Here is a 22,505-nt window from a genome sequence, read left to right on the forward strand (position 1 = left end):
CCTTATTTCTTATCAGTATAATCATTATAAAACAAAAAACGACTACTGTCCATTTGGGATATGATTTTAGGAGGAACAACGATGGATTTTTATGGATTTTATACCGGGAAAATATTCGACGCCTATCAATTTCTCGGGGCGCACCCGGAAGAAACCGGCGTCACTTTCCGTACATTTGCGCCCGGCGCCGCAAGAATCTCCCTGATCGGCGAGTTCACCGGCTGGCAGGAATGGGATATGAATAAGATCTATGACGGGAACTTCTGGGAGTGCTATGCTGCAAACGCCGCTCCCGGAATGATGTACAAGTACCGCATTTACAAGCAGGATCATTCTTATATCGATCACTGCGACCCTTACGGCTTCGGCATGGAGCTTCGCCCGAACACCGCTTCTTATATACGTGATCTTAGCTCTTATACATATCAGGATTCTGCCTGGATGAATAGACGAACGGACTGCAAGAACAGACCGCTGAACATCTACGAACTGCATTTCGGCTCCTTTAAGAAGCCTTCCGATCAGGCAGACGACTGGTATACTTACACGGAGATGGCAGACATCCTGATTCCTTATCTGGAGGAATACGGCTACAATTACGTGGAGATCATGCCCTTAAGCGAACATCCCTGCGATGAATCCTGGGGCTATCAGAATACCGGCTTCTACAGTCCGACCTCCCGCTATGGTACGGCCGGAGAGCTGATGGAATTCATCGACAGATGCCACAGGCACGATATCGGGATCATACTGGATTTTGTGCCGGTTCATTTCGCCGTGGACGGCTACGCCCTGGCGAATTATGACGGCACCGCCCTCTACGAATATCCCCACCAGGATGTGGGCGTCAGCGAATGGGGAAGCTGTAATTTCATGCATTCCCGCGGGGAAGTCCGAAGCTTCCTCCAGTCTGCCGCCAATTACTGGCTGACGGAATACCACATTGACGGGATCCGCATGGATGCCATCAGCAGGATCATTTACTGGCAGGGCGACCCGGCAAGAGGCGTCAATAACACTGCCGTCGACTTCATCCGCGAGATGAACCGCGGCCTTAAAGAACGGCATCCCTCCGCCATACTCTCTGCCGAAGACTCCACTTCTTATCCCGGCGTTACCAAGCCGGTTTCGGAGGGCGGACTGGGCTTCGACTACAAATGGGATATGGGATGGATGAACGACACGCTGGATTATTTCCGCACGGCCCCCGAATACCGGCCGGCAAACTACCACAAACTGACCTTCTCCATGATGTATTATTATAATGACGCATTTTTACTGCCCTTTTCTCACGATGAAGTGGTGCACGGCAAAGCCACCATCATGCAGAAGATGAACGGCGATTATGATGAGAAATTCCCTCAGGCACGCGCCCTCTATATGTACATGTACGCCCATCCGGGGAAGAAGCTGAATTTCATGGGAAATGAACTGGGACAGCTCAGGGAATGGGACGAGAAGCGGGAACAGGACTGGGACATCCTGACCTATCCGATCCATGACGCTTTCCACCGTTTCATCAAGGACCTGAACCTGCTCTATCTCAAGCATCCTGCCCTTTATCAGAAGGATTATGATACGGATGGATTCACCTGGATCGACTGCCACCAGGAAGAGCGGTGTATCTATACCTTCGAGAGGATCGCCGATAAAGAAAGGATATTGGCTGTCTTCAACCTCTCCGGCCAGATACAGGAAGATTATGAGCTGACTGTTGAAGGAGCAGACACGCTCACTCTGCTGCTCGCAAGTGATGATGAGATCTACGCGGGACCGAAAAAGTACACGGCCGATGAGAAAGAAATCCAATTAAAAAAGCACCAAACCCGATTGACATTAGGGGCTTATACAGCGGTTTATTATCAAATAGGTATATAGCAAAATTCAACTTGGGACGTAGTAAAATTATAATTTACTACGTCCCAAATTGAAAAATATCCTGTATCCAAATAATTTTCTAATGGAAGTAATGAGCCCCTATCTTCATCCCATATCCGCCCTGGTCAAAATACAGACAGTTTCCGATCGGATTCGCCCCCGCGAGCGCATCTGCCGCCGCCTGCATAGACGTCGCCGTATAACCGCGGGAATTCCTTACTCTGTCAAGCCATCCCGTAGATGCCGGAGTAAACTGCCCGGACTGATAGATGACTGCCTCGATACTGTTCGGATAAGAACCGCTTCTTACCCGGTTCATGATGACTGCTCCTACTGCCACCTGTCCTTCGTAAGGCTGATTGCCCGCCTCGCAGAAGATAATGGACGCCATAAGCTCCTGATATTGATTACGCAATGCCGCTGCCTCCCTCTCAGCTTTCTCCTTGGCCTCGCGTTCTTTTCGTTTGATCTCTTCGATGATCTTCTTCTGCTCTTCTTCGATCTTAGATTTGGCTGATACCACAGGCGTGTCCGGCATCACGTAAAATGTATCTCTCTGTACTTCTATTATGTTATTTTCATTCGAAACTGCCAGCACTCTTCCCTCCGGCTGTGAGCCTGCCGCCTCACTGGTGAATCCCGCCATCAGCGAACATGCCGAGACAACCGCTACCACCGAATTGATTTTTTTGTTTTTTATCATATAATACTACCCTCCTATTGTTACAATACATGAATATTGTTTTAATAAAGTATATTCAATATTTTCATTTTTATTACAATTATTACAAAATTATTACATGTATTGTACAACGAAGGTTATGTTATCATAGCTTACCGGGTATGTCAACAAAAAATCAATGATGGATATAACTCTCAGAATTGTCCGATTTTTCCACCCGTAAACGGATTGCTGTTAATATCCCCTCATGCAGGGGCAGCCCGCAAGCCTGCTCTTACATCATATGAATAAATAATCCACTCCGCAGCTTCGGCTCAAACCAGGTGGATTTAGGCGGCATCAGCCTGCCGGAATCCGCGACGGCAAGCAGCTCGTCCATAGAAGTCGGATACATGGCAAAGGCAACCCGAAGCGCCGGATCTCCCGCCGCCTTCGATTCCCCGTCCGTCGCACTGTCCGTCAGCCTTACCAACTCCCCTATTCCGCGGATTCCGCCGACGAATTGAACCCTTGGGTCTGTCTTAGGGTCCTTAATATCAAAAAGCGGATCCAATATGTAATTCTGCAGGATAGACACATCCAGGTCATCCACCGGATCATTCTTATACAATTCCTCATGAACCGTCAGTCTGTACCATCTTCTGCTGCTGTACATGACGATCTCACCCTTATGCCTTGGATGAATCTCGGATGCACTTTCCGTAATTTGGAAATTCTCGCGGATCCTTTCTAGCAGCTCTTCCAATGTCTGCTCAGCCGTTCCGGTTACAACCCTGTTATAATCAAAAATCCTCAATTCCTCTGCCGGGAACAGCACCGACAGGAAATAATTGAACTCCTCCGTCCCGTCGTAATCCGGATACTCCCTGCGGCGCTTAAGCCCTACCTTCACCGCCGACGCCGCACGGTGATGCCCGTCCGCGATATAGACGCATTCCATATTGGAAAATATATCTGCAATCTTCCTCTGCCTCGCCCGATCTTCTTCTGTATCCGTTCCGATCTTCCATACCTGATGCCGGATCCCGTCTTCCGATATAAAATCATAGATTGAATCCGAACATTTGACCGTATCGACAATTCCCTTAAGTCCGGCCTGCTGCCGGTACGCCAGGAAAATAGGGCCTGTCTGGGCATTCAGCGTATCCACATGGCGGATCCGGTCCTTCTCCTTATCCTCCTTGGTATTCTCATGCTTCCGGACTGCACCGCTTAGATAATCATCTACCGCGGCGCATCCCACGATCCCGGTCTGTGTCCGTCCGTGAAAGGTCAGCGCATACAGATAGAAGCAAGGCTCTTCATCCCTCACAAAAGAACCGTCGCAGATCATCTCCTTAAGCGTCTGGCCGGCACGCTCATAGACCTCCTGCGAATACAGATCCGTCTCATCAGGGAACTGTGTCTCCGCACGGTCTATTTTCAAAAATGAGAGCGGATTACGCTCTACAACCCTCTTCGCTTCCTCTCTATTATATACATCATACGGAAGTGCCGCGATAGCCGGCGCTTTCTCTTCTGCCGGGCGCACACCCCTGAATGGCCGTAATACTGGCATAATATCACACTCCTGTCTTAATTTTAGAATAAATCAGTCTTACTATAACAAAAAATAATCATGTTTGCCACCCTATATTTACAGACCGTTTTATCCATTGATAACATTCTCTGTCCTATCTTTTGTCTCATACGGCGCCAACCTGTTCATCTGCAGCTTCTTCTGCTGCAGGGATGGATGCACATATATGGAAAGCGTCGTGCTGATATGGGAATGCCCCAGGATCTCAGCCAGGGACTTGGTATCAAACTCCATCTCCACACACCGTGTAGCGAACGTATGCCGCAGAGAGTGAAACGTATAATTCTCTATCCCATGCTTCTCCAGATAATTCTGATACCGGACATAGAACTGATGCGGTTCGGTGTATTTCCGCTTCCCGGTCAGCAGATAGAACTTGGGATCACGTTTCCGCATTTCCAGATATTCCGCGAGAAATCCCGGAAGCGGAATGATACGGATAGAATTCTCCGTCTTAGGCTCGCTTAAGACCACCTTCGTCTTCTTAGCGGTGTTCGGGTCCAGGTCCGCGATCCGCTCGACCGTCCTCTTGATACTGACCGTCAATGACTGGAAATCCACGTCCTCCCAACGCAGCCCGCACAATTCCCCGATCCGCACCCCGGTAAATAAGGCGAACAGAATCCCCAGACTGGTTGTATCTTCGGCATTCAATAAGATCTTCTCAAGCTTGATCCTGGTATCTTCTGTCAGAATCCTGGCTGGTTTAAGTAATTTCTGCGGATGACGCAGGACCGTAAAATCCGGACATGGGTAACCGTTATTCTTCCCATATTGAAGAATTGATTTTAATACACATACTATATCAGATACCGTTTTGGGAGCCAGGGGCTCTCTCTGCGTACTGCCTTCCAAGAGAAGCTCCTCTGTCAATCCTTTCAAGAATTCCAGGTCTATCTTTGCAAGAGACTGTTTCTCTAACCTGGGGATCAGATAATTCTGCACGATACTATAATATCTGGTATAGGTCGATTCCTTCACCGCCACCTTGATATCCTTAAGCCAATGCTCTGTCAGTTCCTCAAATTTTGCATGCCTCTTATCTGCGGAAATCATCTCCCACTGCGGCGTTGTCTGCACCTCAATCCTCTTTTGCTTCGCTTCCTTGTATGTGGCGCCGTAAACATAGCGGTATTTCGCCTTTCCGTTTTCATAGTGATGAATATAGCGCGCTTCCCAGCGTCCGTCTTTTCTTCTGTAAATGTTTTCACCTTTTCGTGGCATTCATTCTCCTCCTTTGTACTTTAAGCCATAAGAAACCGTGTTATGTGGGCATTTTATCATGGATTCAGACGTTAATGAAGTAACGCGCTTCATCACTAAACAAATAGAATCTAATTTCATATAGTACAAAGAAGTTATACTTATTTACTTTTCCATCATCGCTTACACGCAAATGTACCAAGCCAGAGTTCCTCAGCCCCGCATGATGACACACTTATGAAAGGAAAGACAGCTCGAATTTCCTGCTGGTATATAACGGATTGTTCTACCTCAGCGCAAAAGAAAACCAATAAAATCCTGTTCACTTAAAAAGAGGCTGTTTGGCGGATTCTTACCACACAGCCTCTCAGATTTTACCTTTTTCTGCCAAATCTATCAACCCGTTATCGGATCTATCAGCGGCATCATTACGGAACCAGCATCACCTTAAACGCATCCTGATCCTTCTCCGCAACCTCAAAGGCCTCTTCCCAGTCTTCCATCTTAAAAGAATGGGAAATCAGCCCATCCGTATAGATGGAACCGTCGATCATCCCCTTCATTACGGGTTCATAGCAATATGGTGCCAGATGCGCTCCGTAGATCTCAATCTCTTTGCCGTCGCCGATATCGTTCCAGTCTACCGTAATCGCCTTCGGGAACACCCCGAACTGCACATATCTGCCGCAGAACCGTATCGCATCCATGCCCTGGAGGACACTCTTCTCACTGCCGGAAGCTTCAATATATACGTCACAGCCATACCCGTCCGTCAATTCCCGGATCTTATCTGCGACGTTCACCTCCAGCGGATTCAGAACCATATCAGCCCCGCATTTCATCGCCATATCCATGCGCTTCTGCCGCAGATCCAGTCCGATGATCAGTTTGGGCTGCATCTTCCTAGCCACACTGACCATACCAAGTCCGATCGCACCCAGGCCGCTGATGACCACCACGTCATTGTGCTGGATCTTCGCCCGTTCCACCGCATGCATGGCACATGCCAGCGGTTCGATCAGCACTGCCTGCTCCAGGGATAATCCATCCGGCACATGATGATGGATGCCCTGCTTATTGAACTTCATATACTCGGCAAATCCGCCCTGCGTATCTTGTTTAAAACCATAGATGTAATGCCTCTGGCACATGGAATAATAGCCTGCCTTGCAGAAACGGCACTCTTTGCACGGCACGATCTGTTCAGAAACCATCCGGTCTCCTTCCTTCACTCCGACCACATTCTTTCCATACTTCACGACACGTCCCACGAATTCGTGTCCGCCGATCACCGGCGCCTCAATATAACGCTTTTCCGGCGTTGTTCCCCATATCCTCACACCGCCGTGCAGGGTCTTCACATCTCCGGCGCAGATTCCGCAGCCCTCGATCTTCACAAGGATCTCATCGTCGTCTATCTCGGGTACCGGTACATCCTCATACCGGAAATCACCGGGCGCATACATTCTTAATGCTTTCATTGTCTCTTTTCCCATCTTACGTTCCTCTCTTGTCTCTCTTGTTATCTGCTTTGCTACATGCTGCCAGTTTATTTCCTTATTATAGCACACGGTACCCTATATTACTACGGATAAAATCCTTATATTTCTTTCCTGAAATCCGGAATGATCACTTCTTTTCCCCCATTCATCGCAGATTCATGCCCGCAGATCCCGGCGGCCGTCCAGTCCGCCGCACGATATACGTCGATCATCGGCTCTCTCTCTTCTATGATGCTCCTGACGAATTCATGTACCATATGAGGATGGGAACCATGATGTCCGCCGCCCTGTTTCATATACATATCTGGATGCTCAGGATCCAGGATCGTGAATTCCGTCGTATATTTCCGAATTTCTTCCGGGAGCAGCTCCTCCCTGTTCGGACAATGAAATGCATATTTCTTGATTTCTTTTCCCCTGCTTCCAATATTCGTCTCTGCCAGCCGATCGGTAAATTCATAGACATAAGGATCTTCATTTTCAAAATTCCACTCAAAAGACATCTGATCGCCAAATACGCTGAATCCTTCCACATACTCATGTGCCGTCTGAAAAAGAGAACGCGTAACATCCGCCGCCGTCTTCCCATCCTCCAGTTCATAGATCGCCGTCTCTACCGGATATGGATTCCCGTATCTTTCCGTCAATTCCTGTCTCATAAAGCCGCTGCCGAAGCAATGGACCTTCGCCGCCCTCTGGCCGCTTAAGAACAATAACGGCGAAACAGCATGGGTCGCATAATGCAATGGCGGCAAGCCTTCCCAATACTTAGGCCAGCCTTCCATGTCCTGAAAATGCGTCCCCCTTAAATATTGAATCCTGCCCAATCTGCCGGTCTCTATCAACTCCTTTACATACAGACATTGATATGTATATACACTTGTCTCCATCATCATATAATTTTTGCGGCTTTCTTTTTTGGTCTTTATGATGTCCCGTATCTCATCCAGAGTCGTAGCCATGGGAACCGTTACGGCGCAATGCTTTCCTGCGCGCAGAGCCGCTATCGCCATATCCGCATGCGTATGGATATTGGTCAGGATATGGATCGCATCCACATCGCTTTCCAGCAACTCCTCATAATCCGTACAGCACCGGCGAAATCCAAATTTCCCGCTGAAATCTTCTAATAATTTCTCGTTTTTATCACAGATAGCCACCTCCGACACATCCGGGTGATCCCTGTAAATAGTCGGAAAAGCTCCTCCGAAAACTAACCCTACAACTCCTACTTTTAATTTTCTCTGCATTTTTATTCCTCATCTCTCTTAATTTTTCTATAGTCCTTCGGCGAATAACCCGTTGCTTTTTTGAATCCCATACTGAAATGATACTGACTCGAATATCCCAATTCCTGGCTGATCTCCCAGATCTTCTTATTCGTCTGCGACAACAGCCTTTTCGCCTCCAATATCCTCAGATTACTGATATAGGCCGTCACCGTATACCCCGTCTTCTCTTTAAATATCCTGCTCACATAATTCGGGCTCATATTAAAAACCTGCGCCATTCCACCCAGACTTAATGCTACTTTTTTGTATTGTTCTTCTAAATACTGCTTCATCTCCCCCACAACATTATCGGTATCATTTGCGGCGTTCTTCCTCTTTTCCGAACATATCGATAACAGAATATCCTCCAGATACCTCATAATATCCGCAACACAGGTCATACGATTCAATTCTGACAGATCCCCAAGCTTAATCCGAACACTGAGAAAATTTGTAACAAAAAACACCAGATACGATCTGTTGATATTATGCTTTTCAATGTAATTCTTCATCTTGCCGCATATAGCCCGGATACCTTCGAAATCTGCACATTCTAGATTCTGTTTCAATTTTTTCTCAAAATGGTCGAACTGCGCATAATCATCCAACGTCATAACCGTATAATCATCCGCAGCCTGCTCCGTGTGGATTTTTCTAAGTCTTTCCTCTCGTTCTCTGAGTTCCCCCGCCTGCAGTATCCTCTCACACAGTTCCCCATAGTCCACAGGCTTTTCTAAGAAATCAAATACACCAAGCTGTATTCCCTTCTGGGCGTATTCAAATTTGCTGTACGCACTGATGATTATGATCTTTATATTTCTATCCAGGCTGTTAATATATTTACAAAAGCTCAATCCATCCATTCCAGGCATGACGATATCTGAAATGATCACATCTGGATCCGTATCCTCTATATGTTCCATTGCATCCTTGCAATTTGTATAGAATCCCACCGGATTCAAACCTTTTTCTTTCCACGGAATCTGCGTTTTCAGCGCGTTCAGTGTCAAAATACGATCCTCGATAACCATCACATTCATCATTTTTCATTCCCTATTGCTTGATACTGCCCATCATCAGACCACCCATAATATTTTTCTCGAATATGACAATAAATAATATTGCCGGAAGCAGCATCAGACAGCCCGCCGCACTGATCGCCCCCCAGGGCATCTGATATTGATTCAGCTTCGGAATAGACGACATCAGAAGACTCATTACCTTGACATTCTTCGTTGTAAACATCAATGGAATAAAAAATTCATTCAGACAGGTAATAAAATTAATGATACTAAGTGTCGCCATAATAGGTTTTAAAAGCGGGAGTATCACCTTCGTAAAAGCCCCAAACATTGTTGCTCCGTCTATCCTCGCCGCCTCCTCCAAAGACGGCGGAATCTGGCTGATGAATCCGGCATACATCACCGTTGAAAATGGAATCAGCAGCGAAAAGTACAAGATTGTCAATCCTGAAAATGTATCGCTAAGCCCCATCCTTCTCCACATCGTCATCAACGGAATAACCGTTACCGTGCCCGGGATCATGGTCGAAAACATGATAAAAGCAAACGCGATATTAATTGCCTTATTCTGGCATCTGGCGAATCCATAACCTGCCAGCGCGCAGAGAAATACGGACAAAAATAGCGAAGCTGCTGTTATAAGTATGGTTCCTTTCAGGTAATCTGTCAATCCCGCCGCATCCATCAATTGCCTGTAATTATCAAGAGTCAGATTGACCGGCATGTACTCAATCGGTGATTTAAACAGATCAATCTGTTTGGTAAAGGAAGATTTGACGATCCAGTACACCGGCCACATGATGATAAAACCTACGATTATGGTAAATATCCATAATACAGCACTTTTTCTTTTCGGCATTTTCATATCTTTGCTCCTCCTCTTAATAGTCAACCTTTCTATAGATCCTCAATCCAATGATTCCATAAACCGCTGTAACCAGGAACATTACCATTGTAATTGCTGACGCCATTCCATAATTCATACTTTTCGTCGCTTCCATATACAATCTGTAAGCAAGCAGCGAAGTCGTCGTTCCGGGACCGCCTTTCGTCATCGCATATACGATCTCAAAACTGTTGATCTGTGAGACGCCCACGAAAATAATCATAATGATAAAGGTACGCATAACATACGGAAGTGATACATGGAAAAGAATCTTCCAGTTACTCGCACCGTCTATCCTTGCCGACTCGAATAATTCTCCCGGAATCCCCTGGAACGCGGCAAGCATGATAATTGCAAAAAATGAGACATTTTTCCAAATATTTACAATGATAACCGCCACCTGAGCGCCTGATTTATCCGCCAGCCATGTAAAATGATACCCCTCAAATCCAATTCTTCTGATCAGGTCATTCACAATTCCATAGGTATCATCGAATGCCCATAATGCCGCGATAGAAACAACGATCATCGAAAGTCCCCATGGGATCAAGGCTACCGTACGGATCAGCTTCCTTCCTCCGAAGTTCTGCTTCATCAGTAATGCCAGTGCAACCCCTAAGACAATAATAAAACAGATGGATATCACCGTAAACTTAACCGTAAATGACAGAGACTCCAAGAACTGCTTATTCTTCGCAAGGTTCTTAAAATTCTGCAGACCGGCGAATTCTTTCTTTCTGCGTATCAGGTCATAATCCAACAAACTATAGTAGGACATCGCTACAACCGGATATGCCGTCGTCCATAATCGGATCACCAGAACCGGCAGGACACAGATCCACGCGAAGATGGTCTTTCTCCTGCTCAAAGTTATTTTTCTCTTCATATTTCTCCTTATGCATACAAAAGTAAAAATTAGTTCGGTGCCAATGACACCGTATCATTGACACCCTATTTGACAAAATTATCTCGCTAATTAATTTTTCCCTAACAGCTCGTCGATCTGCTGCTGCCCTTTTTCCAGACACTCTTCATAGCTGATCTCATCCATCAGATATTCCTGCAAGGTCCCGGTCACAGTGTCCATATATTCACTGTGTCTCTCACTCAGTGTCCTGGCCTCAAAAGCATCGTCTTCTACATACTGCTTATGCTCTTCTACGGTAAGCAGACCATCGGTCAGCTCAGCATCATTCCATACATCCAGATTTGCCGTAGGTGAAAGCCGTCCGCATGCTTTCATATACAACGCCTGTGCTTCCGGCGACGCCATTAATTTTGCATATTCTTTGGCAGCTTCTTTTTTAGAAGACTTTTTATTCACTACCCACATCCAGGAACTCATAGGCGTCTTATTTGTCTTGAATTCAGGCATCGGTGCGCAGATGATCTCCGAACCATACTTTCCGGCATTTTCATATGAAGGTACTGAGCCAGCCCACTGGAAATACATTGCCGCATTCCCATCTACGAACTTTTGGTTTCCGGTCTCATAATCTACACTAAGATTATCGATACTGGTAACCTTATAAGTATGGACCAGATCATACATGAACTTGATCGCCTCTTTTGTACCATCCAATGTCCAGTCATAGAAATTTCCTCCGAACATCAGACACCATCTGTTCAAGTTATCCTGAAGGTGCGAAGCCTTATCCCATGCTTCCAGAAGCCCATATTTGCCATCCTTCGTAAGCTTCTTCGCAGCATCAATAAATTCTTCCTGATCAGTCGGTATCGCAATATCAGCATCATCAAACATTTTCTTGTTCACAAAGAAGAGAATACCCGCAAAATCTGCCGGAACTCCATAGATATGTCCGTCTTTCTTTAAAAATTTGTCCTCATATCCTTCAAGAAATTCGCTCATATCCTCTTCCGTAACTACGTCCTCGATCGGCTCCAAAAAATCAGCGCTCATGAAAGAAAGCTGCATGATCTCATCAATAAAATACACGTCTACAGAATCATCACCTGATGCAAGCATCGTCGTTGCCTTATTCACTGTATCGGCATACAGAAGCGGCTCTGCTTCAAAATTAACCTTAAAATCCAGATTTTCTTCTACATATTTCTTGAATTCTTTCCCGTATTCATCTTCATTGATCGCCGGAGTATAAACCGTGATCTCCGTATCCGCAGACACTTCTTCCTGCTCGGTTTCCTGCCCCGCTCCTGCATCTTCCTCAGCCGTTGAACACCCGGATAATATCATAGAACTCATACAGATTCCTGACAATAACAATGCTGTTCCTTTTCTTACTTTTCCCCATTTCATAGTGTTGTCTCCTTTCCTATTTGTTTATCTTCTACGTACAAGATCTATTGTTACAATATCATATCGTTTCATCTAAAACATACAAATATTTATCTAATTTTTATATTTTTATATCCATTTTGTACATTTTACTCTCACAAAATTTTCCGCCTGCAGCGAATAGGGCTGCTATCTCAAGAAAACATTCTTGCTATAGCAGCCCTTTTTATTCGTATATAATCTCCGGCAATGTAATCTGCACACACGCTCCCAAAGATGCCTCTAAAAGCTCTATTCCATAATCTTCGCCATAATGCAGACGAATCCTCTGACAACAATTCTGCAGTCCATAGCTTCCAGTCGGGACCAGGTTATCCAACGCTAAAGTCTCATTAATCTGCTTCATTTTCTGCAATGGAATTCCCGGTCCATTGTCAGAAATCCGAATATAGATCCTGTCACCGCAGGTAACCCGAATCTGAATCGACAAATCGAAATCCGGCTCCGAAAAATCTCCATGAACAATGGAGTTCTCCACGATCGGCTGGAGTGTGAACTTGGGAATTCCGCATTCTGCAATATGAGGCTCACAGCAAATATCCCACTTTATACGTTCGTCATATCCTTCATACTCTATCTGAAGATAAGATGAGATCATCTCCAACTCATCCCTGATACAGATAATATCCTGCCCCTTGCTCAGTGATATCCGATAGAACTGCGACAGAGATTGAATCAGTCTGCCAGCAGTTTCTTTCTTGTCCATCAGCATACAGATCCGAATCGTATCAAGGGAATTATAGAGGAAATGCGGACTGATCTGCTCTTGCAGGATCGTCAGCTTCGACTTCTCAATCTCCAGTTCATGTGCCTGAATCCTGTGGTTCAACTGCGCATTCTTTTTCAGAAGATTACTGAAAGAGATGATAATATCATCAATTTCATCTCTGTAATTCATATCCTGTATCAGATCATCCAGTATCTCACCTGTATCCATGGATGATGTCAGCTCTTCCTCACGAATATTATTGATCGCATGTGAAAAATAATTGATCCTTTTAGAGAAAGCATTCGGAAAAATGATAACCGCAGTCACACACAAAGCCACAGTGAATACGAATACCAGAAACTCCCCCAAAAGCAATGCTTTATTCACATTAACCAGCTCTTTTCCCGACAGCTCAAATACATAGACCCAATCTGTAAATGAGCTCTTCGTTCTCGCCTGATACCTGGAATCGGAAGCCGAATACGCCATATGGAACAAAGCGTCGTCTAATGCGGAAACATCTTTTTCTGCGGGAACACTGCTATATAGGATCTTCTCTCCATCTTTGACGGATAATGAAACCGTATTTTCAGATGAGAAAAGGATCTGATCCATCATATTCTCCACATCAATATCAATAAAATAGACTGCTATGATCTCTCCCTTTATATTCTTTATCACCTTGTAAAAGCTCAGTATCGACGCCGATTCGTCAATATATGCTTCATCGGCTGACAATACGGTATCCGCAGGCGTATACAGATAATCCAACCTGTTCACTCCTGATGTTTTCAGCGCAATATCCCGGAGCAGGGAATCAATATCCTCCAACGGGAAGAAATGGAAGCTATCCCCGGTCGTGAAAGGCAGCATGTCTGAATAAATCCGTATCTTCTTCACATCATAGACATATTCCAGGCTGGTGACCGTTGCACGAAGCACCTCAAACTGAGAAAGAGAGGAAGAAGAGATATCCTTCTTCTGTGAATCATAGGACAGCGCCCTCGAAAAGGTAGATGAAAGAGAATCCTGCATACTGATGATCTGTTCCAGCTTGGCTTCTATCTGCTGAGTCTTTAGCTTAGAGTTAGAGTTCAGATTATTCATATAATCATTTTGCAGATAATCATTAATAATGACCAACGCAATGATAATGGCTGACAACAGCGGAATCATAGCCGTGAAAATAAACGCCCATGTCAGTTTGGAGCGGAATGTAGAAAAATATCTCAGGATCCATCTTCTGCCTTTGTTCATATCAATCACCCATTAACCCTTCCATTTCAGATTTCATCGTAACTATCCGGCAATCCAAAAAAGGCACACCGACAACTCGAACTGCCGATATGCCTCTCTACTGCATGTTCAATTCATACTACCGCTTCCAGGATCTCTTTATCATCTACCTGAATCCATTTTACCCCAATTTCTTTCTTTACATTAAAATTAAAACTGATAAGATACCCTTGTTTTGCATGGTATGATTCCAGATAATCTGCAAGCTGATTTTCTCCGCTTTTATTGTATTCATTCCCCCGCCAAATCTTCAACTCTATAATATACTGCCGCCCGCAGTAATCAACCACGACATCTGTCCGCCGGTTTGTCCGGGTTCTGGACTCGACATAATAATTACCTTTTCCATTAATAATCGGTTTCAAATATAATAGGAAAAGACTCCGTCCATGATCTTCCAAAAATCTCTCATTATGTGTTCCAAAAATGTCACTGTAATACTCAACAAATTTGCGGATTACTAACTCCATATCCAACTGACCGCTGACAATAAATTGATTCTTCTCCATCACGGCATTCTGCGCAAGCTTATTATGACGGGACCGTTCGGCCAGAAATCCATTATAAAGCCTTGTCTCAAAGATCCGGTTAGCCACGCGCACTGTCTGATTCTCTATTGTCACAAAACCAAACATTGATGCCACGCGTACTCCCATATCTCCCGGTACATATTCTACACTCCTGCCGTCTAGCAGCAATTCTTCCAATAACTGCTTCAGCTCAGGATAATCGATCAGCTTATTATCCAGCGACTCAAACAAAGTATTTTCCTCTGTTAACAGAAGCCTGACAGCCGCAAGAAACCCTTCTTTTGTCCATGCTGCTTTTCTGTTAGGGAATTCTATGCTCCTTGCAATCTTTTCGTCTATCAGCTTACAAATTCTGGACACAAGAAACGGATAACCGCCAGTATATGCATGCAGCAATCCTGCGAGTTCCTCTATCCTCATTCCGGTATGATGATCCCGCTCATAATCTTCTAACATTCCGGCGATCCCTGTTTCTGAAAGGCTCATATCAATATCAAAATCAGCGGCAATATTCCACGGGCTGTTCATCCTATGTTCATCTACAAACTTATTCTTCAGATTTTTGATATCATACACACCTGCAAGAATGACCGAATGAAATGTAGACTTCTGATCTCGTGCAATATAATACCCCCTAAGCTGTGCTAGAAAATCAAGAAATATCGGGTAATTCGATGCGCTGTCTACCTCATCGATGATCAGTACCGCTTTTTTGGGAGAGAGGCGACACCACTTGCTCAGACAGCGGAACAAAGCAGACAGTTTGTCATAATGACGGCTTCCGTCCGCTATTCCTTCAAGCTCTGTCAATATTTCTTCCGGGATATCCGTAATATCGGCAGTTCTGTCCAGAATCTCCGCTGAGAACCCTTCGATAAAATCTCTCTCTGTTTTAAATGTCTCCGCGCTCAGCATTTGAAAATCAAGGCTGATCACCATATATTCGCTTTTCAAAAGGCCTTCTAACGCATGTAAAGTCGTTGTCTTTCCGTACTGGCGGGCCCGGTTTATTGTAAAATACAGCCCGCACTCCACCATATCTTTTATCTGCGCAAGCCTCTCATCAATATTCACCATATAGTGCTGCTTTGGCTTGCAATCAGCACTGACATTAAATACTTTCCCCATATACCCGCACTCTAGCACACTACATGAATCCACCCTTCCGGCGCCTCGATCTGTCCCATCTGGATCCCGGTCAACGTATCATACAGCTTCTTCGTCACCGGCCCCATAGCATCCATTCCGCTCGGGAAACAGATCTCCTTCCCGTGGTCGACCACCTTGCCCACCGGGGAGATGACCGCCGCCGTTCCGCAGAGTCCGCATTCTGCGAATTCCTGTACCTCCTCGAACGGCACTTCTCTTTCTTCCACTTCAAGCCCCAGATACTTCTCCGCCACATACATCAGGGAACGCCTTGTGATAGACGGCAGGATCGTCGGAGACTTCGGCGTTACGATCTTATTATCCTTCGTAACAAAGATAAAGTTCGCGCCGCCCGTCTCTTCTACCTTGCTTCTGGTAGCCGCGTCCAGATACATATTCTCGTCATATCCCTGGTTATGCGCATCTACGATGGCATGAAGGCTCATGGCATAGTTAAGGCCGGCCTTCACATGTCCGGTTCCGTGAGGAGCCGCACGGTCAAAATCACACACGCGGATGGTGATCGGCTTCGCACCGCCCTTAAAATACGGTCCCACCGGTGTGGTAAATACGCGGAACTGGTACTCGTCCGCCGGCTTTACCCCTATTACAGCATTGGAACCGAACAGATACGGACGGACATACAATGTCGCACCACAGCCGTAGGGCGGAACATAAGCTGCATTGGCCTCAACCGTCTTATGAACGGCATCGACGAATCTCTCCGTGGGAAATACCGCCATCTCCAATCTCTTAGCCGTATCCGCCATTCTCTCCGCATTCAGGTCCGGCCGGAACATAACGATACGCCCGTCCTCCGTCGTATATGCCTTCAATCCCTCAAAACAGGTCTGTGCATACTGAAGCACGCACGCACACTCATTGATCACCACATTCGCATCGGAGGTCATCTCGCCTTCGTCCCACGCTCCGTCCTTATAGTTGGAAACGTATCTCTTATCTGTCTGTATGTAACCAAACCCAAGGTTAGACCAATCAATATTCTTCTTCTCCATCTTTTTAGTCCTCCGTTCTTCTCTCTAATTCTTGTATGAACCTATTATAATCCTACCCGTTTCAAAATTCAAGAGTGCGCTCTGTTTTTCTACCGTTCCATCATACTTATGGACTCGATCCCAACACTTCCGCCCCTCACGACCTCAATACTCTTGAACTCTTCCTTCATCAGCTTAATGACGGCGTCGTTCTTCGTCGCAGTCTGCACGAATTCAAGCAGCAGGCTGTCCTTGCCGTAATCGATCACCTTCGCCTTGAAGGTCTCCGCGATCTGGAACAGCTCCACCTTATCTTCCGGCGTACACTTGCGCACCTTCACATACAAGATCTCCTTCATACGCACGAATACATCTGTGAAATCAATGACCTTGATGACCTCGACCAAGCGGTTCAGCTGCTTCTTGATCTGCTCAAAGGTCTCGTCGTCACTGACGGTAGCAATCGTCATCCTGGAAATCGTCGGATCCTCTGTAGTCCCCACCGTAAGGCTGTCCAAATTGTAAGACTTCCCGGAGAAAAGCCCGGAGATCTTCGACAGGACACCCACCTGATTTTCCACATACAGGGAGATCCAGCGCTTCTTCATACCATTCCCGTTCATATATCTTCTATCTCCTTTTCTTTCATTCTTAGCAAACGTTAACAATCCAGTATCATATCTTCCAGAGTCCCGCCCGGTTGAATCATCGGATAGACCAGGTCCTCAGGATCGATCTCGAATTCTATAACTGTAGGTATCTTCGTACTCTTCATTGCCTCGCAAAATGCCGGTTCGATCTCTTCTGTCTTCGTCACCCGTATCCCCTGCGCCCCATAGCTCTCTGCCAGCTTAATGAAATCAGGCGTGTACGTCGGACATTCTACTTCTCCGCATTTCCCCCTGCATGCCGCCCCTGAACGTAAGCAGGTCATGGAATAACGCTTGCCGTAGAATAGCTTCTGCCACTGACGCACCATTCCGAGATTATTATTATTGAAGATACAGCAGATGATCGGAAGCTCTTCTAAGACCGCCGTCGCAAGCTCCTGACTGTTCATCTGCATTCCGCCGTCGCCGGATATGGAGATGACCGGCACATCGGGATTCCCGATCTTCGCACCTATGGCTCCCGGCAGCCCGTATCCCATAGTTCCAAGCCCTCCCGACATCAGAAGACGCTTCTTCTCATTCAGTTCGATAAACTGTGCAGTAAACATCTGATGCTGTCCCACATCCGAGATGATAAATGCCTCCTTAAAGACCCGGTTGATCGTATCAATGATATCCTGCGGGGTCATGATCGGCTTCTTCTTCATCTGCATGGGATGCTCACATTGCCACTCTCTCACCTCGTCAAGCCATTTCTTCGTGTCACACTCCGTCACATACTCTAACATCCTGGTGATAGCTTCCTTCGCGTCTGCCACTATCGGCACATCCACCTGTACATTCTTGGAGATCGCCGCCGTATCTATGTCAATATGGACAATCTTGGCATGAGGCGCGAAAGAGTGAAGCTTCCCTGTAATACGGTCGTTGAACCTTGTCCCTATCGAGAACAGAAGATCACATTCACCGACCGCCATGTTGCAGGCATATGCGCCATGCATACCGAGATTCCCTATATATAGGGGGTGGTCTGTCGCGATCGCTCCCCTCCCCATGACCGTTGTAACAACCGGAATATTCGTCCGCTCCGCCAGTTGGGTAAACTCTGCGTTCGCACGGGCGATATTCACCCCTCCTCCCGCAAGAAAAAGCGGCCTCTTCGCCTTATTAAGCATCTTGATCGCCTTCTTAAGCTGTCCGACGTGTACCTGTGTATTCGGCCGGTATCCGCGGATATTGACCTCTGCCGGGTACTCCGCGCTTCCAAGCTCTCCCATCACATCCTTGGGAAGATCGATCAGTACCGGACCCGGCCGGCCGGATCTTGCAATATAGAACGCTTCCTTCACGATACGCCCCAGATCCTCCCTGTTGCGGACCGTCACCCCATACTTGGTAATGCTCCTGGTGATACCGACGATATCTACTTCCTGGAACGCGTCATTCCCGATCAGATGTCTTGCCACCTGTCCTGTAAAACACACCAGGGGAACACTGTCATAATACGCCGTCGCAAGTCCTGTGACCAGATTCGTCGCCCCCGGTCCGCTGGTAACCAGACAAACTCCGACCCTTCCTGTTGACCTGGCATAAGCATCTGCTTCATGCACCAGGGCTACTTCCTGCCTTGGCAGGATCACCTTCGTATAATCCTGCTTATACAGCTCGTCGCTGATATCGATGGTGCAGGCGCCCGGATAGCCGAATATCGTGTCTACCCCTTCCTCCTTCAGTGCCTTCACCAATAACTTATTGCCGCTGATCTTCTTCATATACATACCTCCCGCTTTTGATAGAACAAAGCGGACAAGTCCGCTTCAGCTCCCTAACTCCCTAACTCCCTCATTCATGAGGGACTTGGACGATTTGCTGCGCCGAGTGCGGTCACGCAGTGACATCTTCTATTCGCACGAGTGCGCATCAAGATTTTATCTTATAGGAAAGCCATAGGCTTTAACACTTTACAGCAGCACGGTCTTTCCTATAAGATAAAAAACACCCTAAGCTTATATTGCTTAGGGCGAATATACATCCGTGTTACCACCTAACTTCAAAGAGCGAACTCTCTGCACTCTGCCGATACGGGAAAAACGAACGCGACCCGTTCTCCTCTCCGATACCGCTCCCCTCTAACGCCGGGACTGCGTTGAAGTCTACTCAAACCGGCGGCGCATACCGTACATCCGGTCCTTTCGGTTCACTGCTCAAAGGCTACTTCCGCAAATCCGTCACGAAGATTCTCACCTGCCATCTTCTCTCTGGGCTTTGGGTATCTGCGTACTCCTCCTTGTCATAGCATTTCTGTAAATATTTCATTCTTGAATAAATCTCGAATAATTATTACTATTATAGTTGAGAAGACCTGTGCTTGTCAACCTGATATTTTTAACCAATTACCTTTCCCGCGATCTTCTCCCATGATATCCCGCTGACATCGGCGAACTTCCTATCTTTCGTCCGAATACCCGCAAGAAGCGCATCCGCCAGACGTTCCTCGAACTCAGGCAGTGATTCCGGCACCGGCTCGTCGGTATTTCTCATCTGCGGCATTGAAACGAACCGGATATCTCCCCCCGGCGCGTACTCTTCAATCCATTCCCTGATTCCCGGCAGGTCCGTCATCACCACCCGGTCCCCGCACGCCAGCGCTTCAATGACCGTAAGCGGCAGCCCGTCAAAGAACGACGGGAGCACGAAGATATCACTCTTGCGGTACACCTCCGCCAGATCCGGCTGCGCAAGCCTTCCCAGGAATCGGACCTCATAAGGGCACTCCTTGACCATATCCTGTATGCTCCTGTATTCCTCCTGATTTCCCGCGCTTCCCGCAAGCAGCACCAGAAGCTCTTCCTTCTTACAGCGATCCTCTCTTGCGTGCAGAATGGAAAGGCACCTTATCAGACTCATAACACCCTTCTTCTCTGCGATCTTCCCTGCAAATACGATCCTTGTTATACCGTACTCCTGCTTCGCTTCTGTCCTGTAGAATATCTTGCTGTTATATCCCATCCCCACCGACTCGATCTTCTCTGGATCCGCATGATAGATTGCAAGCACGCCTTCCCTCTGGGCTTCCTGCGGCACAAAGATCCTGTCGAGCTTACGGATCTGTCCTGCTATATATTCCCTCTTAAGCTCCGTCTTCGCCATCTGCCGCAGATCCGTGTTATGGCAGAAGCCATAGACCGGATACTGCGGGAAATGCTCCCTCACAACGGCAGTCAGCAGATAGAGATGATGGCATAAAATCACATCCGGCGCCGCATCCTCCACCGCCCGGGCGATCATTTCTAAGAACGCGCTCTCAAACTGTACCGTCATCTCTTCCGTCATATCGCAGTACCGCGTACTTCTGTAAGGCATCTCGTCCGACATCCCGACGATCGGGTAAGGCAGTCTCTCGCTTTCAAAATAAACCGGATAGAAATCCACTCCATCCGGCAATTCTATCGGATCGTCCTTATATACTCCTGCCACAACCGCCTGGCAAAAGCCCTGCCGGGCATATTCCTTCACCAATTCCGTCAGATAGATCCCACTCCCCGTACTGCTTGGCTTCTGCGCCGTAATACTTAGTATCTTCATAACCTTATCCTACCCTTTGCTTCTATTTTTGAATACCATTCTGCTTCGCTGAGAATACTTTTTCGAGACAGACTTTTACACATGTACTGCCGGAAAAGCACACATCCCTCAATGCACGGCTCTCTCATATACTGTAAAATAATACTCCAGATCAAAACAAGTCTGCTCTTCGCTGATCTTCGTCATCTGCCACTCCCCGTCCTGATCCAGATCCGGGAAATACGTGTCCGCATCATAGGCATGGTCAATCTTCGTGACATATGCCAGATTACACAATGGAAGCATCTTCCGGTAGATGCTCTCTCCCCCGATCACATAGATCTCCCTGTCATACTTCTCTGCCTCTTTAACAGCCTCCCTTGCACTGTGGACGACCACAGCGCCTCTTACTTTGTAATCCGGGTTCCTTGTAAGCACGATATTCACTCTCCCCGTAAGCGGCTGTCCCTGAGGAAGGCTCTCAAGAGTCTTCCTGCCCATGATCACAACGCTTCCCTTCGTGGTATCCCGGAAGAACTTCAGATCTGCCGGGATGCTCCACATCAACCTGTTATTCTTACCGATCGCCCAATTCTTATCCACCGCTACAATTAACTTCATCTCTTCTCCCCCTTTTGCCGGAACAGTCATTCAAACGTTTTCTTATTGTATCATAATTTGCCTATAAAAAAAAGAGGAGATCACCCCTCTGTCAAACGCTCCGCAATATCCTGCATCGGCTTCCCCGTAAGGAATTCGTTGACCGCGCTGATCCTTGCCTTATCATATGCCAGGAATATCATCCGGGCTTTTCCCGGATCATGATAAACCTTCCAGTAACCGCTCAGAATCTCTCCCCTGCCGTCCCGCTCAATGAAGCCTCTCACATCATCGATCGGATAGTCTAAGAATGCTCCGATCTCGTGCGGGAAGCGCCCCTTACGGCTGCAGTACCGGCATACTCTGACTGAGAGCCTTTGCAGCACCTTCTCCAGATCTTGACAGACATATCCGAAGCTTTCCAGGAATTCCCTGACATCCTCCCTCTTAAGATAGCTTGACAATTCCCTCCTGCGGTAGAAGACTGACAGACATTTTCCTTCCCGCACCATCAAGATCATATATTCGATATCTGTGCCTTTCAGGATATCGTTCAGTTCTCCCACATGCCGCCTGTCAATATTGATGATACAAGCCACCTTGATCCCCTTCAGCAGCGGGGCACATTGAAGCACCATCTGAAATTCCAGCCGCTTCCTATCATCTTCACTGTCAAGCAGAAATGATATAACTTCTACAGGCATAATTCCT

General features: G+C 46.8%; 17 protein-coding genes, 1 pseudogene and 1 other annotated feature. Of the genes and pseudogenes, 1 reads left to right on the forward strand and 17 read right to left on the reverse strand.

What is annotated here, in order from left to right; genetic code table 11:
* The first annotated feature begins 81 nt into the window (after window positions 1–81).
* A complete protein-coding gene (glgB, locus tag VSQ62_RS17905; RefSeq protein ID WP_334636141.1) occupies window positions 82–1,878 on the forward strand; it encodes a 1,4-alpha-glucan branching protein GlgB in 1,797 nt (598 codons plus the stop codon).
* 79 nt (window positions 1,879–1,957) lie between these two features.
* Here glgB and VSQ62_RS17910 read toward each other — a convergent pair whose 3' ends face one another.
* The 17 genes and pseudogenes from VSQ62_RS17910 to VSQ62_RS17990 all read right to left on the reverse strand — a co-directional run bounded on the left by VSQ62_RS17910 (window position 1,958) and on the right by VSQ62_RS17990 (window position 22,498).
* Window positions 1,958–2,581 carry a cell wall hydrolase gene (locus tag VSQ62_RS17910; protein WP_334636142.1) on the reverse strand — a complete coding sequence of 208 codons (624 nt, stop codon included), beginning with the start codon at window positions 2,579–2,581 and terminating at the stop codon, window positions 1,958–1,960.
* Window positions 2,582–2,834: 253 nt separating this feature from the next.
* Entirely contained in the window at window positions 2,835–4,118 is a 1,284-nt protein-coding gene (locus VSQ62_RS17915) for a DUF1015 domain-containing protein (protein WP_334636143.1), read from the reverse strand.
* 90 nt (window positions 4,119–4,208) lie between these two features.
* Complete coding sequence (locus VSQ62_RS17920; protein WP_334636144.1) at window positions 4,209–5,363, reverse strand: tyrosine-type recombinase/integrase; 1,155 nt, start codon at window positions 5,361–5,363, stop codon at window positions 4,209–4,211.
* Between the two features lie 407 nt (window positions 5,364–5,770).
* Window positions 5,771–6,838, reverse strand: coding sequence for an alcohol dehydrogenase catalytic domain-containing protein (locus VSQ62_RS17925; protein ID WP_334636145.1), 1,068 nt, complete (start codon window positions 6,836–6,838; stop codon window positions 5,771–5,773).
* Window positions 6,839–6,942: 104 nt separating this feature from the next.
* The gene (locus VSQ62_RS17930; protein WP_334636146.1) at window positions 6,943–8,094 is read right to left on the reverse strand and encodes a Gfo/Idh/MocA family protein; all 1,152 of its coding nucleotides are present in this window, start codon (window positions 8,092–8,094) and stop codon (window positions 6,943–6,945) included.
* A gap of 2 nt (window positions 8,095–8,096) precedes the next feature.
* Complete coding sequence (locus tag VSQ62_RS17935) at window positions 8,097–9,158, reverse strand: response regulator transcription factor (RefSeq protein WP_334636147.1); 1,062 nt, start codon at window positions 9,156–9,158, stop codon at window positions 8,097–8,099.
* A 10-nt stretch (window positions 9,159–9,168) separates the two neighbouring features.
* Window positions 9,169–10,002, reverse strand: a complete 834-nt coding sequence (locus tag VSQ62_RS17940) for a carbohydrate ABC transporter permease (RefSeq protein WP_334636148.1) — start codon at window positions 10,000–10,002, stop codon at window positions 9,169–9,171.
* Window positions 10,003–10,018: 16 nt separating this feature from the next.
* On the reverse strand, window positions 10,019–10,909 hold the full coding sequence (locus VSQ62_RS17945; protein ID WP_334636149.1) for a carbohydrate ABC transporter permease: 891 nt from the start codon (window positions 10,907–10,909) through the stop codon (window positions 10,019–10,021).
* 90 nt (window positions 10,910–10,999) lie between these two features.
* Window positions 11,000–12,301, reverse strand: coding sequence for an ABC transporter substrate-binding protein (locus tag VSQ62_RS17950; RefSeq protein ID WP_334636150.1), 1,302 nt, complete (start codon window positions 12,299–12,301; stop codon window positions 11,000–11,002).
* Window positions 12,302–12,506: 205 nt separating this feature from the next.
* Complete coding sequence (locus VSQ62_RS17955) at window positions 12,507–14,306, reverse strand: sensor histidine kinase (protein WP_334637702.1); 1,800 nt, start codon at window positions 14,304–14,306, stop codon at window positions 12,507–12,509.
* 113 nt (window positions 14,307–14,419) lie between these two features.
* Window positions 14,420–16,003: an AAA-like domain-containing protein gene (locus VSQ62_RS17960; RefSeq protein ID WP_334636151.1), complete on the reverse strand. Its 1,584-nt coding sequence runs from the start codon at window positions 16,001–16,003 to the stop codon at window positions 14,420–14,422.
* A gap of 11 nt (window positions 16,004–16,014) precedes the next feature.
* Window positions 16,015–17,061, reverse strand: a pseudogene (locus VSQ62_RS17965) (branched-chain amino acid aminotransferase); the annotation flags it as partial.
* Between the two features lie 68 nt (window positions 17,062–17,129).
* Window positions 17,130–17,642 carry an acetolactate synthase small subunit gene (ilvN, locus tag VSQ62_RS17970; RefSeq protein ID WP_334636153.1) on the reverse strand — a complete coding sequence of 171 codons (513 nt, stop codon included), beginning with the start codon at window positions 17,640–17,642 and terminating at the stop codon, window positions 17,130–17,132.
* A 38-nt stretch (window positions 17,643–17,680) separates the two neighbouring features.
* On the reverse strand, window positions 17,681–19,402 hold the full coding sequence (ilvB, locus tag VSQ62_RS17975; protein WP_334636155.1) for a biosynthetic-type acetolactate synthase large subunit: 1,722 nt from the start codon (window positions 19,400–19,402) through the stop codon (window positions 17,681–17,683).
* Window positions 19,403–19,643: 241 nt separating this feature from the next.
* Window positions 19,644–19,933 (reverse strand) — a binding site (T-box leader).
* Between the two features lie 82 nt (window positions 19,934–20,015).
* Entirely contained in the window at window positions 20,016–21,215 is a 1,200-nt protein-coding gene (locus VSQ62_RS17980) for a glycosyltransferase family 4 protein (protein ID WP_334636156.1), read from the reverse strand.
* Between the two features lie 108 nt (window positions 21,216–21,323).
* Entirely contained in the window at window positions 21,324–21,815 is a 492-nt protein-coding gene (locus VSQ62_RS17985; RefSeq protein WP_334636157.1) for a dihydrofolate reductase, read from the reverse strand.
* An 80-nt stretch (window positions 21,816–21,895) separates the two neighbouring features.
* On the reverse strand, window positions 21,896–22,498 hold the full coding sequence (locus tag VSQ62_RS17990; RefSeq protein ID WP_334636158.1) for a DUF3793 family protein: 603 nt from the start codon (window positions 22,496–22,498) through the stop codon (window positions 21,896–21,898).
* Between the last annotated feature and the right edge of the window lie 7 nt (window positions 22,499–22,505).

This window comes from Sporofaciens sp. JLR.KK001, from assembly GCF_036941055.1.
Taxonomy (GTDB): Bacteria; Bacillota; Clostridia; order Lachnospirales; family Lachnospiraceae; genus Sporofaciens.